17 protein-coding genes are annotated in these 13,838 nt (G+C 36.1%); 7 read left to right on the forward strand and 10 right to left on the reverse strand.

Features of this window, described 5'->3' with window-relative positions; all coding sequences use genetic code 11:
* The first annotated feature begins 29 nt into the window (after window positions 1–29).
* Both BUE24_RS16570 and BUE24_RS16575 read left to right on the forward strand, forming a co-directional pair.
* Window positions 30–587, forward strand: coding sequence for a YeeE/YedE family protein (locus BUE24_RS16570; RefSeq protein WP_073318161.1), 558 nt, complete (start codon window positions 30–32; stop codon window positions 585–587).
* 4 nt (window positions 588–591) lie between these two features.
* Window positions 592–1,005: a DUF6691 family protein gene (locus BUE24_RS16575; RefSeq protein WP_073318163.1), complete on the forward strand. Its 414-nt coding sequence runs from the start codon at window positions 592–594 to the stop codon at window positions 1,003–1,005.
* Here the strand turns inward: BUE24_RS16575 and BUE24_RS16580 are convergent.
* The 9 genes from BUE24_RS16580 to BUE24_RS16620 all read right to left on the reverse strand — a co-directional run bounded on the left by BUE24_RS16580 (window position 994) and on the right by BUE24_RS16620 (window position 7,653).
* Window positions 994–1,998, reverse strand: a complete 1,005-nt coding sequence (locus tag BUE24_RS16580) for a 2-hydroxyacid dehydrogenase (RefSeq protein WP_073318166.1) — start codon at window positions 1,996–1,998, stop codon at window positions 994–996. The two genes, BUE24_RS16575 and BUE24_RS16580, sit on opposite strands and share 12 nt — an antisense overlap.
* Complete coding sequence (locus BUE24_RS16585) at window positions 1,979–2,647, reverse strand: hypothetical protein (RefSeq protein WP_073318169.1); 669 nt, start codon at window positions 2,645–2,647, stop codon at window positions 1,979–1,981. Before BUE24_RS16585 ends, BUE24_RS16580 begins: the two co-directional genes overlap by 20 nt.
* Window positions 2,640–3,158 carry a hypothetical protein gene (locus tag BUE24_RS16590; RefSeq protein WP_073318172.1) on the reverse strand — a complete coding sequence of 173 codons (519 nt, stop codon included), beginning with the start codon at window positions 3,156–3,158 and terminating at the stop codon, window positions 2,640–2,642. The genes BUE24_RS16585 and BUE24_RS16590 overlap by 8 nt, the downstream gene beginning before the upstream one ends.
* 97 nt (window positions 3,159–3,255) lie before the next feature.
* A complete protein-coding gene (locus BUE24_RS16595; protein WP_073318175.1) occupies window positions 3,256–3,672 on the reverse strand; it encodes a hypothetical protein in 417 nt (138 codons plus the stop codon).
* Window positions 3,673–3,683: 11 nt separating this feature from the next.
* Window positions 3,684–4,097 carry a hypothetical protein gene (locus tag BUE24_RS16600; protein ID WP_073318177.1) on the reverse strand — a complete coding sequence of 138 codons (414 nt, stop codon included), beginning with the start codon at window positions 4,095–4,097 and terminating at the stop codon, window positions 3,684–3,686.
* Window positions 4,098–4,115: 18 nt separating this feature from the next.
* On the reverse strand, window positions 4,116–4,961 hold the full coding sequence (locus BUE24_RS16605) for a universal stress protein (protein WP_073318180.1): 846 nt from the start codon (window positions 4,959–4,961) through the stop codon (window positions 4,116–4,118).
* A 67-nt stretch (window positions 4,962–5,028) separates the two neighbouring features.
* Window positions 5,029–5,877: a universal stress protein gene (locus tag BUE24_RS16610; protein ID WP_073318183.1), complete on the reverse strand. Its 849-nt coding sequence runs from the start codon at window positions 5,875–5,877 to the stop codon at window positions 5,029–5,031.
* A 67-nt stretch (window positions 5,878–5,944) separates the two neighbouring features.
* Window positions 5,945–6,793 carry a universal stress protein gene (locus BUE24_RS16615; RefSeq protein ID WP_073318186.1) on the reverse strand — a complete coding sequence of 283 codons (849 nt, stop codon included), beginning with the start codon at window positions 6,791–6,793 and terminating at the stop codon, window positions 5,945–5,947.
* An 11-nt stretch (window positions 6,794–6,804) separates the two neighbouring features.
* Window positions 6,805–7,653 carry a universal stress protein gene (locus tag BUE24_RS16620; RefSeq protein WP_073318189.1) on the reverse strand — a complete coding sequence of 283 codons (849 nt, stop codon included), beginning with the start codon at window positions 7,651–7,653 and terminating at the stop codon, window positions 6,805–6,807.
* Window positions 7,654–7,798: 145 nt separating this feature from the next.
* On the opposite strand from BUE24_RS16620, the gene BUE24_RS16625 reads away from it, so the two are divergent.
* The 3 genes from BUE24_RS16625 to pdxH all read left to right on the forward strand — a co-directional run bounded on the left by BUE24_RS16625 (window position 7,799) and on the right by pdxH (window position 11,122).
* Window positions 7,799–8,023: a hypothetical protein gene (locus BUE24_RS16625; protein WP_073318192.1), complete on the forward strand. Its 225-nt coding sequence runs from the start codon at window positions 7,799–7,801 to the stop codon at window positions 8,021–8,023.
* 92 nt (window positions 8,024–8,115) lie between these two features.
* On the forward strand, window positions 8,116–10,518 hold the full coding sequence (locus BUE24_RS16630; protein ID WP_073318195.1) for a heavy metal translocating P-type ATPase: 2,403 nt from the start codon (window positions 8,116–8,118) through the stop codon (window positions 10,516–10,518).
* Window positions 10,502–11,122: a pyridoxamine 5'-phosphate oxidase gene (pdxH, locus tag BUE24_RS16635; RefSeq protein ID WP_073318199.1), complete on the forward strand. Its 621-nt coding sequence runs from the start codon at window positions 10,502–10,504 to the stop codon at window positions 11,120–11,122. The genes BUE24_RS16630 and pdxH overlap by 17 nt, the downstream gene beginning before the upstream one ends.
* A gap of 36 nt (window positions 11,123–11,158) precedes the next feature.
* Here pdxH and BUE24_RS24005 read toward each other — a convergent pair whose 3' ends face one another.
* The gene (locus BUE24_RS24005; RefSeq protein WP_170864617.1) at window positions 11,159–11,311 is read right to left on the reverse strand and encodes a hypothetical protein; all 153 of its coding nucleotides are present in this window, start codon (window positions 11,309–11,311) and stop codon (window positions 11,159–11,161) included.
* Window positions 11,312–11,433: 122 nt separating this feature from the next.
* Between BUE24_RS24005 and ccoS the strand changes: the two genes are divergently transcribed.
* The gene (gene ccoS / locus BUE24_RS16640; RefSeq protein WP_073318680.1) at window positions 11,434–11,628 is read left to right on the forward strand and encodes a cbb3-type cytochrome oxidase assembly protein CcoS; all 195 of its coding nucleotides are present in this window, start codon (window positions 11,434–11,436) and stop codon (window positions 11,626–11,628) included.
* Window position 11,629: 1 nt separating this feature from the next.
* Window positions 11,630–13,837 carry a cytochrome-c oxidase, cbb3-type subunit I gene (ccoN, locus tag BUE24_RS16645; protein WP_073318202.1) on the forward strand — a complete coding sequence of 736 codons (2,208 nt, stop codon included), beginning with the start codon at window positions 11,630–11,632 and terminating at the stop codon, window positions 13,835–13,837.
* The last annotated feature ends 1 nt before the right edge of the window (window position 13,838 follow it).

Genomic DNA, 13,838 nt, shown 5'->3' on the forward strand with positions numbered 1-13,838 from the left:
GATTTCTTTATCCTCAAAATACAGAAATCATGGATTGGATACTTGAGCCTTGGCCTTGGTATGTTTCAGGACCACTACTTACACTGATAATGTTCTTGTTAATTATGACAGGCAAAAGGTTTGGGATGTCTTCAAACTTAAGAACATTGTGTACCATTTGTGGTGCAGGTAAAACTTCCGATTTTTTTAGATTCGATTGGAAAGCACAAAAATGGAACCTTATCGTAGTATTAGGAGTGATTATTGGTGGATATTTGGGTTCTAATTTCTTATCCACAGATCATGCAGTGCAACTTAATGATGCCGTAGTGTTAGACCTTAAACAAAAAGGGATAGACAGTGCTGGTAAGGCCTATATGCCCCATGAATTGTTTTCGGATGATATTCTTACCGATCCCAAAATACTCTCTCTACTGGTAATAGGCGGCATACTAGTGGGCTTTGGCGCTCGCTATGCAGGAGGATGTACTTCGGGACATGCCATCTCGGGATTAAGTAATTTACAAATACCATCGCTAATCGCCGTCATTGGTTTTTTTGTAGGTGGATTAATTATGGTTCATCTTATTTTTCCTTTAATTTTTTAATAGTATGCGTTCAATTATATATTTAGTGATTGGTATCTTGTTTGGTATCGTTTTGATCAAGTCAGAAGCGGCATCTTGGTTCAGGGTCTATGAGATGTTCCAGTTTGGATCTTTTCATATGTATGGTATTATTGGTAGTGCTGTTGTGCTAGGAATACTTTCAATTCAATTCCTTAAAAAATACAATGTAAAATCCTTTTACGGAGCTCCAATCCATGTAGTTCCTAAAGAAAAAGGGATAAAGCGTTACGTGTTAGGAGGGATTATTTTTGGTTTTGGATGGGCCCTAGCAGGAGCTTGCCCTGGTCCTATGTTTGTTTTATTGGGAGCTGGATATTTACCTATGGTAATTGTGATTGCTTCTGCTATTTTAGGTACCTTCTTGTATGGTGTTCTAAAGAACAGATTACCCCACTAATTCTACAGTAAGCTCATTTTCTGGAGTTTTATTCTCTACCCAACTATTGATATTGTAAAACGTGGTTTCGGCAATATTAGTTAATGCTTCGTGTGTGGCAAATGCTTGATGCGGTGTTATCAACACATTCGGAAAACTTAATAGTTTTTGTAGCAATTCGTCTTTGGAGGTATTTTGAGAGTGATCGTAAAAAAACAATCCATTTTCGAACTCATACACGTCTGTCCCGTAGGCCTTCAGCCTCTTTGCACTCAAGGCTTCGATAAGTTCTTTGGTATGGACCACTGCTCCCCTGGCTACGTTGATCAAAACCACCTCTCTTTTCATTTGTTCTATCGCCTTTTGGTCAATCAAATAATGTGTCTGACTGGTAAGCGGAGTACTTAAGAAAATCATATCACTATGGTGATACACCTGTTCGAGGTCAAGGTATTCTACATTAAATTGCTCTGCAAAATCTAAATCCTTATTGGGATCGAATGCGATAATCTGGCATCCGAAACCATTCATAATCTTGGCAATTGTTTTTCCTATTCTTCCCATACCTATAATCCCTACTGTTTTTTGATAAAGATCAAACCCCACCAGATTGCTCAAAGAAAAATTAAAGTTCTGGACCTGTGTATTAGAAAGTATCAGTTTCCGATTTAAAGCTAACAATAATCCTACTGCATGTTCTGCAATAGCGTATGGCGAATATCCCGCGGCATTAGCCACTTTCATTCCGATTTTTTTGGCCTTGGCCAGATTTACATTATCATATCCTGTGGATCGTAAGGCAATAAATTTTATCCCGAAATCTTTTAATAATCCTAACACTTTGGAAGAAGCATCATCTGCCGAAAAAATCGATATCGCATCAAAACCTAATGCTAGTATCGCTGTTTGATCGGTAAGGCGATCAGGGATATATTTAACCTGATGTACCTCGTTGTTCGCTTTTTCCAAAAAAGGAATCTCAAAATCCTTGGCACTATAAATCAAAATCTTCATCGATAAATTCTTCTATAATTAATAATTGCTGTGCTTTTAATGCCCAAATCACCACTTTTACATAATCGCCCACTGCTTTTCTGGTATTTTCGGGCTCTGTTACGTCTATTGATCCTTTCCAGATTAGTTCTTTGGCTTTGTCGGGACATATACAATACAAAGACGACTCTGCATGAAAAATCTGGTACTCTTCGTAATATTCTTGATCATGAAAGATCTCCTGATTGTCGAAATAGTCATCCCTGAAGTTATTGAAGGTTCTATCCAAATTTCGATATGCTTTTACTACAGTAACCTTGTCTTCAACTCCTACTACTTTTGATAACAAAATAGCATCAAAACCCTGTTCGATCAATTGAGATTCCAAACCCATAATTTCAGCTTCAGTCTTTGGAGAAGTAGTAAAGTTTTTTTCAAAAAAATCAATACTTTTTACTCCATTTACACCATTTCTCCCTAGTTCTGAAACCAATTTTCTTTCAAAAAACTTACGGTTATCTTCATTTGATGTAATCCCGATCACCAATACTTTTTGAGCTTCAAAAGTTTCTATATCTGGATTTTTCCAGTTCTCGACCAGCTCACTTGAGGAACATGCACTTAATAAAATGACTAATAATAGTAATATATAGTGTTCAAACTTATTCATGTCTAGAAGGTTTATGTATGATTTGATTTAATCGATTTACCACGATATCCGTGTATTGAGGTGTTTTTTCTATAATGGATTCTCCCGAGATCACATCAACGTCTTTCAATGTGATATGACTACTTCCAACGGTAGACAGAATGATCAATTTATCCAATTCGTTTGGGTGATCCTTTATAAACCGTTTAACATTTCGCGGAGGGCTCCCATACTCCCATGAGTTGATAATAACTAGAGCATCCCATTTGCTTATATTAACAGTAAAAAGGGTATAAACATCTATTACTTTGAAATAAATACTATCCTTATCGTAGTGTCTAATAATGCCCTGTACCAAAGAATCTTTAAATGGACTTCCTTGAGAAGCCACCAATACTTTTGTATCATTTTTAGGGCTATTTACCTCAAAAGGGATAACAGCATCCATACTGTAGGTATACTCATACCACACCCAAAATCCAGCAAAACCAATCAAAATTACAATCGAGATAATTTTTAGATATAGTTTCATTCTGGATTTGTTTTTTTAGAGATTAAATGATTTATCTCAAAACTAACTTGATAGGGTGATGTAAACAATGATAATCATCAGCTTCTCATTTTCAAGCTTAGTTTTTGTTGCTTTTTAATATGGTACCTGCATATGAAAAGACTTCAGATTTTAGCTTTCTAAAATTTCTATAGAATTTTTCAAAAGTCATATTCATCAATTCATGCTCTTGATAATAGGAATGACTTTCAGAAATGGTATCACATTCTAGGATTCCTCCTAATTCGCTTTCATGTTTTCGAATGCCATTTTTAAGTCCCTCTACTTCTTCCGTTACCTTTGAAAGTTGAACTTTAAATTCCTGCAACCGTTCAAAAAGATTGGGAGTCTTTGGCTCGAATACATATGAGTTGAGCAGTTGTTGTATAAACTGGATTTCGCTTTCTACAAATTCGAGACTGGATTTCCAGGCTAGCGTATCCAAATGAATCGCCTTACATTCTTTCTGGGATAAGATCTTTGGTGAAGCTTTCATAATATCTGGTTTTATGAGGTTGACAACGAAAAATGATCTCTTATCAACGCCTTGGTTTGATTTTCTGTCATGCTATCTGCCTTAAAAACACCTTCTACCTTTACTGCGATATCTTTGTAATTTTGATCCAGTTCTTTTTTAAACTTTTCCCCTGCTTCAGCGGGTCCAAAAACAACAATTTTATCCGCATCTTGTAGAAAAGTTACTAGTGTTTCAAAGTAGGTTCTAAACTGATGTTTTTCTCGTTCAAGATACTTCCTGTCTTGTACTACGTCTTGTGGTCCTCCCTTGATTCGAGTCCCAGATCCTCCATGAATCCGAAAGTCTTCAACATTAGATTCAATTTTGTCTGTGATTTCTTTTTGATCTTCTATGGTGATGATAAACGCTTTTTGCTTATCCATCCAAATGCCTATGTTTTTCATAATAATGTGTTGATTTGGTTATACGTCATGTAATGCTAATACGGGTACTCGAGAATGGTATCCTAAATTTTTTACCATGGGTTTAGAGAATATGCTACCAAAGAAACTATGCTTCCTATTGATAAAAGTGACCATATCGCTATCTCTACTTTCTACAAAGGCGCTAAGCCCCCCTTGCACATCTACATTGCGCAGCGTATGAAAACTATGCTCTAAATTTTCAAAATTCTCTTCCAAAAGTCGTTTGTTATTTTGTTGATCCTCATCCAACCCATCTGCATCTACGATATGCAATATTCGAATGACCGCACCACTAATTTTGGCAATATCCATAAGATGTTGTAATTCTCGTCTTTTAAACGGTGTCTTGTAATCGGTGGGAAATACAATCTCCTTTGGTTTTTTGAAATCAGCTTCTTTTGGTATGGCCATTACTGGGCAATTTCGAATTTTCTCCATAACTAGTATGGTATTACTTCCGTATACAATACTTGCGGCATCAGTATCTCCCTTAGTCCCCATAACTACCAGTTCGATATCTTTTTTGGCAATCACATCTTTAATTCCCTCTAGTAAGCTATTGAACTGAGAAACAGTGAAGAACTGATGTTTTGGATTTTCATTTCTAAAAGAAAGCCCTTTTAGCATCTTTGCCAATCCCATTTCTGATTGTTTTTTTGCTTCTTCATAAAAACGTTCTCCTGGTTCAGGAACCATCATACTTTCTAATGCATAACCTGTGGCATTAAACGTATTGAGTATATAAAATTCACAAACTTCATCCTTATAAAGTTCTATGGCATATGTCATCGCATTCCATGCGTTTTTAGAAAAATCGGTTGGTAATAATATCTTCCTTTTCATTACTTTGTTTTTTAATGGTTTATGGAATAAATGTATAAGGAAACACGCCCAAAAACTATGATAATTGTCAGCTCTTCACTGGAATTACCAAGAAGGGAATGTCAATACGAAAGCCCATCTTTTTTACTACAGGCTCATGAGTTATACTTTCAGTGATACTGTGCGGATATCGCAACATGGTAAGCATATCAATATTCATTTCTTCGAGAAACATCTGAATAACTTCTGCCTTTTGGTTATCTTTTGCCAACCAATGCATACTTAGTTCTACGCCTTCAAAAAGTGTTCTCAGAATTTTGAAATTTTGCTCCTGTTCTTCGTTCAACAATTCATTTTCATGAATGTGTAATACCTTTATCGAGGCCTTAAACATCTTGGCCATCGTTATAATTGGTTGTAACTCTGCTTTGCTGTAAGATCGCCCAAACCCGGTAGCAAAAGCAATTTGTCTTGGTGGTTTAAAATCTAGTTCATCAGGAACCAAAAGTATAGGGGATTGCTTGATATTTTGAATGGCCTTGACCGCGTTACTACCAATAAAAATCTCTTTCAAACCACTAGCACCTTTGGTTCCCATAACTACCAAATCGATCTCCTTACTTTGTATGGTTTTGTTGATTGTTTCTGTCAAATCTTTAGAAACGGATATCGTTTCAAAAGTATGCTCAAAATCTTCTGTATCTCGTACAATGCAATGAAGGGTTTCGGTAAGTTTATCTTTGGATGTAGCGCTTAATTGTCGGTATAATGCATCTCCTTTACTAGTATCGATTCTACTCGTTAATACCGGAGTATTAACATCAAATGTGTTAAGAATAAAAAAGTGACAAGGTTCATTTTGAAAAAACCGGGTTGCATAGAACAGTGCACTATATGCATTATTAGAAAAATCTGTAGGGACTAATACTCTTCTCATGATGTGTGGTTTTAATGAATTATGTCATAAAACTATACACCAGACCCGAAGAATACTATGACAATAATCAGTTATCCGCTGGGATTACCAAAAATGGAATTGTGGTATGAAACGTCATTTTTTTAATCACTGGTTCTCGAGTTAGTCTTTCTATAAAACTATGCTTGTATTTGATCATCATCAACATATCAATCTCTAGTTCTTCTACGCATGCTTGAATTGCCTTTTCTATTGTAGAAAAATCAGAAATAACATGAAATTCATAGTTGATCTCTTTAAAATATTGTTCCAAAGCATTTGAATTGAACCGCTGCACATGCGACAATTTTGGGTCGTCATATACATGAATCATTCTTACGGTTGCATCCTGTGATTTTGCCAAATTCACTATAGGAACTATCTCTGACTTGAAATACACACGTTCAAAATCGGTAGCAAAAGCGATATCCGAAACCTCACCAAAAGAAGATTCTTCTGGCACTGCCAAAACCGGGCAATTGTCAACGCTCCTGATTACGTCTTGTGTATTGCTCCCCAAGAAAAACTCCTTGGCGCCTGTAGCACCTTTGGTTCCCATCACTATCAGATCTATATTTTCTCTTTTGATAATTTCTTTGATCTCGCTTGTCAACATACCAAAGATGGATAATCTTTCAAATTGATGTTTTGGATTATTAAACTCTGTTATGACACTTTCTTCAATTTTGGCAATATTCTTTTTTGAATTCATCATGGCTACCTTTTCCAAACCATAAAGAGTTGGATTTTCAATAAGAAAATCAGCACTATACGAAGCTGGGGTAAAGGTGTTTAATAAATAAAAAGTAGCACTATCCCCCTTAAATAAATGCATGGCATATCGTATGGCATTATATGCATTTTCTGAAAAATCCGTAGGTAACAGAATTCGTTTCATCTTTTCACATTTTAATATCGCTGCAAATTCTGCATGGTTAAAAAAGGGATTTTGATATGTAATCCTATTTTATCTATTGTTGACTGATACAATATGTTTTCGAGATAAGAATGCCTGGAATTCACAAGGATTAAAAAATCAATTTTATGACTTTCTACAAAATTGTTGATGGCCTCGGTAAGCGTATCGGATGCCATCGTATGAGATTTAATATCTGTATCGAACAAACATTCTTTCAGAAAGGCTTTGTTATCTTCTTGTCGTATCGAAATCTTTTCATGTTTAGAAACATGAAGTAGATGAACAGTAGACCTGAAACTTTTGGTCAATGTACTCACCAATTTAAGTTCTCTTCTTTTATATGGCAAAAAATAATCCGCAGGAAACAAAACATTTTTCGGTTGCTCCCACTTATAGCCACTAGGTATGGCCAACACAGGACATTTTACATATTTTAGTACCTGCAATGTATTGCTTCCAAATGTGAGATTTTGGTCATTTCTTTTTCCCTTGGTCCCCATAATCAAAACATCGATGTTTTCACTATCTACGATAGCATTGGCTTCATCAATTAATGTCCCAAAAGCAGGAATTACTCTGTATTCGTGCCTGGGGTTTGGAGATATTTGATCAATAATTTTAAGAGTGTCTTTTAACTCTACGATACAACTATTCTTTACAATTTCTTTTAACTCCTCAAGAATTTCTCTCGAAACTAATGCGTCATGATCATACACCTCATCGGCATAGGCGTGCATGATATAGAAAATACTTTTCTCGTATTTAAAAAGTTCTAATGCATACCGAATGGCATTCATTGCATTTTCTGAAAAATCGGTTGGAATAAGTATCTTTCTCATAGGTTCTACTATTTGATATCTTATGTTCAAAAGTAGATAAGCACATGATCAGAAAATATGATTTTTGTCAGTCTACACTTATGTTTTAGCGAATTCTTATGACAAACTGTTTCCAAAAAAGGGTATTTTGTAAATAAAAAGTGTTATGAAAATTTCAACGATAGCCATGGTAGTACTCACCTCGATTATGCTCTTACTTGTTACTATTTTGGTAATAATGAATATTCATTTTAGTTGGGTGTTTTACCTCACTTGTTTAGGTCAAATCATGATCATCGTTATGGTTTATAAAGTACTTAGAGATAACTACACGACTGATAAAACTTTTAAGGATTTGTATGAGGATCACCCCATTGATAACCATCAGTAACAGCTACTTATTTCCTGAAAAGGGCAAAACATGATAATTATCATATTCTTTTACCCTTATCTTCTCCATTTTTGCAGCAAAACAGTGAGTTTATGACACAATCAACTTGTTTTCACTGTGGAAATAATTGCGATAAAACAGTTATCAACTTCGCCCACAAAACCTTTTGCTGTAATGGCTGCAAAACTGTATATGAATTTTTTTCGAGTCATGATTTATCCGACTATTATGACTTACAATCTGCTCCAGGAGCGATTCCTAAAGAAATTGAAGGAAAATACGATTATCTCGATAATCCTGATATTGCTGAAAAGCTAATAGAATTTTCAGATCAGAATACTCAGATTATTACACTATACATCCCTCATATACATTGTAGCTCTTGTATCTGGATTTTAGAAAATCTACATAAATTGAAACCGGGAATTAGTTCTTCCCAAGTGAATTTCCCCAAAAAAACAGTTAGGATCACCCTCAATTCAGAAAAAACAACACTCAAAGAAGTGGTGATTTTAATGAATTCCATTGGATATGAACCATACATTAGTCTGGACGATTATACGAGTACTCCAAAAAACAACAACCATCAATTACTATACAAATTAGGAATCGCTGGGTTCGCATTTGGTAACGTGATGTTTTTGTCGTTTCCCGAATACTTTGAAGTATCAGAATACTGGTTAGAAAAGTACAAGCACCTTTTTCGATGGTTGATGTTTGCCTTCTCGTTACCTGTTGTATTTTATGCTGCACAAGAGTATTTCATTTCAGCATACAAAGGCCTTCGAAGTAAATTATTGAATATTGATATTCCCATTGCATTAGGGATCCTTGTACTATTCATTAGAAGTTCTGTAGAGATCATATTTGATCTGGGAACTGGTTTTTTTGATAGCCTTACTGGGTTAGTTTTCTTTTTACTAGTCGGAAAATTTTTCCAGCAAAAAACCTACTCATTTCTGTCTTTTGAAAGGGACTATAAATCGTATTTTCCTATTGCAGTAACCCGAGTATCCAAAAAAAATGACAAGGAAGAAAGTATTCAGGTTTATCATATTAAAAAAGGAGATCGTTTATTAATCCGGAACGAAGAATTAATACCGGTTGATGGTATACTTATCGAAGGAGATGCACAAATCGATTATAGTTTTGTTACCGGAGAAAGCGATTTGGTGGCCAAACAATCCGGCGACAAACTTTTTGCAGGAGGAAAACAATTGAATGGCGCCATATTGATTGAAGCCTTAAAATCTGTAGAGCAAAGTTATCTGACTCAATTATGGAGTAATGACGTTTTTAGTAAAAACAAAACATCATCCTTTACGAATCTTACAGATACCATTAGCAAATATTTTACGATCATTATTTTATGTATTGCTTTTATTGCGACCAGTTATTGGTTAATTGCGGATAGTTCAAAAGCGATGAACGTATTTACTGCAGTACTTATTATTGCTTGTCCCTGTGCACTAGCACTAGCCAGACCTTTTGCATTAGGAAACATGTTGAGGATTTTTGGAAAAAACCGTTTTTACTTAAAAAATGCAGACGTAATCGAACAATTATCAAAGGTCAATACTCTTATTTTTGATAAAACAGGTACCATTACCTCAAACAAGAAAAATAAAATCGAATATCATGGCAAACCACTTTCCAAAAAAGAGGAAGCGTTATTAAAAAGTACACTTCGTGCATCGAATCACCCGTTAAGTAGGTCGTTGTATCAAATTTTGGAAGATCATGATATTCTCACTTTGGATGAATATCAGGAGTACCTCGGTAAAGGTATTGAAGCCCGATCCGCACAGGACAGTATTAAAATCGGTTCTCAAAATTTCATAAAAAATTCCAACGGAACTAATGCTTTGAATACTACAGTACATGTTAACGCCAATGATCAATACAAAGGGCACTACGTCTTCTACAATCAATACAGAAAAGGAGTTAAAGAACTATTCGAGACCTTATCAAAAAACTATCGCCTATCTATTTTGTCGGGGGATAATGAAGGAGAAAAAAGGCATTTAGAACAGTTGTTACCCAAGAACACCAACTTACTCTTTAATCAAAAACCAGACGACAAACTCGAATATATCAAAAGCTTGCAAAACCATGATGCCAATGTAGTCATGATAGGTGATGGCCTCAACGATGCAGGAGCACTGGCACAAAGTGATGTGGGGATCGCCGTTTCTGAAAATGTAAACGTCTTTTCTCCTGCTTGCGATGCTATTTTGGATGCATCAGTCTTTCAAAATATCAACCATTATTTAACCATTTCCAAAAGGACAATGGGTATTATTAAATCCAGTTTCATACTATCTTTCTTCTACAACAGTATAGGATTATATTTTGCGGTAACGGGTCAATTATCTCCTGTTATCGCCGCTATTTTAATGCCTTTAAGTTCTATTTCTGTGGTTATTTATGTAACTGTACTCACTAATATCCTCAGTAAAAAAGTAAGCATAAAAACAAATGAACGAAGCTACTGATCATAATCCTATGCAACACTTTCAACAGTGGTTTCATGAAGTAGACACTTCACATCCCGAAGAAGAGACTAATACCATGCAATTAGCTACCATAGGCACGGATGAATTTCCAAAAAGTAGAATTGTTTTGCTCAAGAAATTTACCTGGGAAGGGTTTGTGTTTTTTACCAATTTCGAAAGTGAAAAGGGGAAATCTATTGCGCATCATAACAAAGTCGCCTTACTTTTTAATTGGTCGTCGGCAAATCGAGAGGTTTTTATTTCAGGAACTGCAGAAAAGATCGCTACTAATCTTGCCGAAGGGTATTTTGAATCCCGCCCAAAGGGAAGCCAATTAGGAGCTTGGGCGTCCAAACAAAGCACTGAAATTTCTTCGCGAAAAGTACTGGATGAGCAACTAGAATTTTTCGAAAACAAATTTAAAAACGGTACTATTCCTATGCCAGAATATTGGGGAGGGTATATTGTAAAACCTAGCAAGATGATGTTTACTCAAAAGTATCCTACGGAAGCCTTTAGTAAAGTTACGTCATACACCCTTAGACCAGATTTTATCTGGAATAAAAACATTCATTTTAATAAGCACACAAATGAAACTTATTGAAAAGCTGTATGCTATCCCTTCTTTGTATTTAAATATCTACTTCTCGGGATAGGGAGAAAATAAATCCAAGACCATATCTACGATTCCCGTATTATAAAACAAATAAGCAACTATAATACCTATACCGATAATTAACAATCCAGTAGTGATTTTTCTTCTCAGATCAAGAGGGGTCGATTTAGATTTCATAACTAAAAGTTTTAAGGGTTATTGACTAATGAAAGTTCATAAATAAATAGCGATTAAAACCTGACAAATGTCATTTTTTAAGAAAAGGTGGGCTCCTACTTTTGATGCATAATAAAAAAAGTATGGGTGTTATCTATGTACTCTTAACAATAAGTATCGTCGTCGCGATCATCTTTTTTGTTGCATTTATCTTTTCGATAAGAAACGGTCAATATGACGATGTGTATACGCCTTCGGTTCGAATGCTTTTTGAAGACGAGCTCATAAAGGAAAACAACGAACAATCTTCTGCAACCCCTAAAACTAAACAATCATAAAATGGAAATGGAACAATTCTATTACGATAACAAAATCGTAAAAAAATTCTTGTACGCTACAATGCTCTGGGGTATTGTAGGAATGTCTGTTGGTCTACTACTGGCATTCCTGTTTTTATTCCCAAACCTTACAGATGGTATTTCCTGGCTAAGTTTTGGTCGATTACGACCACTGCATACCAATGCTGTTATTTTTGCCTTTGTAGGTAACGCAATTTTTGCCGGGGTTTATTACTCTACCCAGCGTTTATTAAAAGCCCGAATGTTTAGTGATGTTCTGAGTAATATCAATTTCTGGGGTTGGCAATTAATTATTGTAGGGGCAGCAATTACACTACCTCTTGGATTTACCACATCAAAAGAATATGCAGAACTAGAATGGCCTTTTGATATTGCCATTGCAGTCATCTGGGTAGTCTTTGGTTGGAATCTTATAGGGACTATTTTAAAAAGAAGACAACGACATCTTTATGTTGCCATATGGTTTTATATCGCAACCGTGGTTACCGTTGCGGTGCTTCATATTTTTAATAGTCTTGAGCTTCCTGTAAGCGCCTTAAAAAGTTATTCGGTATATGCCGGAGTACAAGATGCCTTGGTACAATGGTGGTACGGGCATAATGCCGTGGCATTTTTCTTGACTACTCCATTCCTGGGATTAATGTATTACTTCATCCCAAAAGCAGCGAATAGACCTATTTATTCCTATCGATTATCTATCGTACACTTTTGGTCATTGATATTTATTTATATCTGGGCAGGACCACACCACTTACTCTATTCGGCTTTACCAGATTGGGCTCAAAACCTTGGGGTAGCCTTTTCGGTAATGCTTATTGCTCCATCCTGGGGAGGTATGATCAATGGATTACTTACCCTACGAGGGGCCTGGGATAAAGTACGTACCGATCCTGTTTTAAAATTCATGGTTGTTGCGATTACCGGATACGGTATGGCCACTTTTGAAGGACCTATGCTATCCTTAAAAAACGTAAATGCCATCGCACACTTTAGTGACTGGGTAATTGCTCACGTTCATGTTGGAGCCTTGGCTTGGAACGGATTTTTAACCTTCGGAATGGCCTATTGGTTAATTCCTAAACTATTCAAAACCAAATTATGGTCTACGGGACTAGCAAATGTACATTTCTGGTTAGGTACTTTAGGAATCATCATGTACGCTCTACCTATGTATGTTGCTGGGTTCGTACAGGCTTCTATGTGGAAACAATTTAACCCTGACGGAAGTTTGGTTTACGGTAACTTTTTGGAAACCGTAAATGAGATTATCCCGATGTACTGGATGCGTGCCATTGGAGGAAGTATTTACATTCTGGGAATCTTCATCATGCTCTACAACGTAGTAAAAACAGTAAAAAGTGGTAGCAGTGTAAAAGATGAGCTAGCTGAAGCTGCTCCTTTAACCAAGGTAACCAGACGCAGAACAGCAAAAGAAACTTACCACACCTGGTTGGAAAGAAGGCCTGTAAAACTGACCATTTTTGCTACTATCGCTATTCTGATTGGTGGAGCAGTACAAATCATTCCTACACTCATGATTGATTCGAATATTCCAACGATCACTAGCGTGAAACCATATACTCCTCTTGAGTTAGAAGGTAGAGATCTATACATCAGAGAAAGTTGTGTCTCCTGTCATTCACAAATGATACGACCTTTCAGAAGTGAGGTAGAACGCTATGGTGAATACTCCAAAGCGGGAGAGTACGTATACGACCACCCATTCTTATGGGGTAGTAAACGTACCGGACCCGATCTGCACCGCATAGGTGGTAAATACTCTGACAACTGGCATCTTAACCACTTTTATGATCCACAAAGTACCTCATCGGGGTCTATCATGCCAAGCTATAAGTGGTTGATCCAAAACAAACTCGATCGTTCACAAACTGAGGCAAAAATGGAAGCCATGGTAGCACTAGGCGTGCCCTACACTACCGAAGAAATTGCCAAAGCACAACAATGGATGGATGAGCAAGCAACACAGATAGAAAAGAACCTATACACCGATCCGGATTTTGCAAAAACCTATGAAGCCGATAAGAAATATGCTCAAGAGAATGGTTTAGACTTTGTAGAAATGAGACATCGTGAAGTAGTTGCCTTAATCGCTTATATCCAAAGATTAGGAACCGATATTAAGGTGAAAGATAATACTGAGGAAACTGTAGTACAAAATAAAGAATAAA

This window comes from Aquimarina spongiae, from assembly GCF_900141785.1.
In the GTDB taxonomy this organism is placed as follows: Bacteria; Bacteroidota; Bacteroidia; order Flavobacteriales; family Flavobacteriaceae; genus Aquimarina; species Aquimarina spongiae.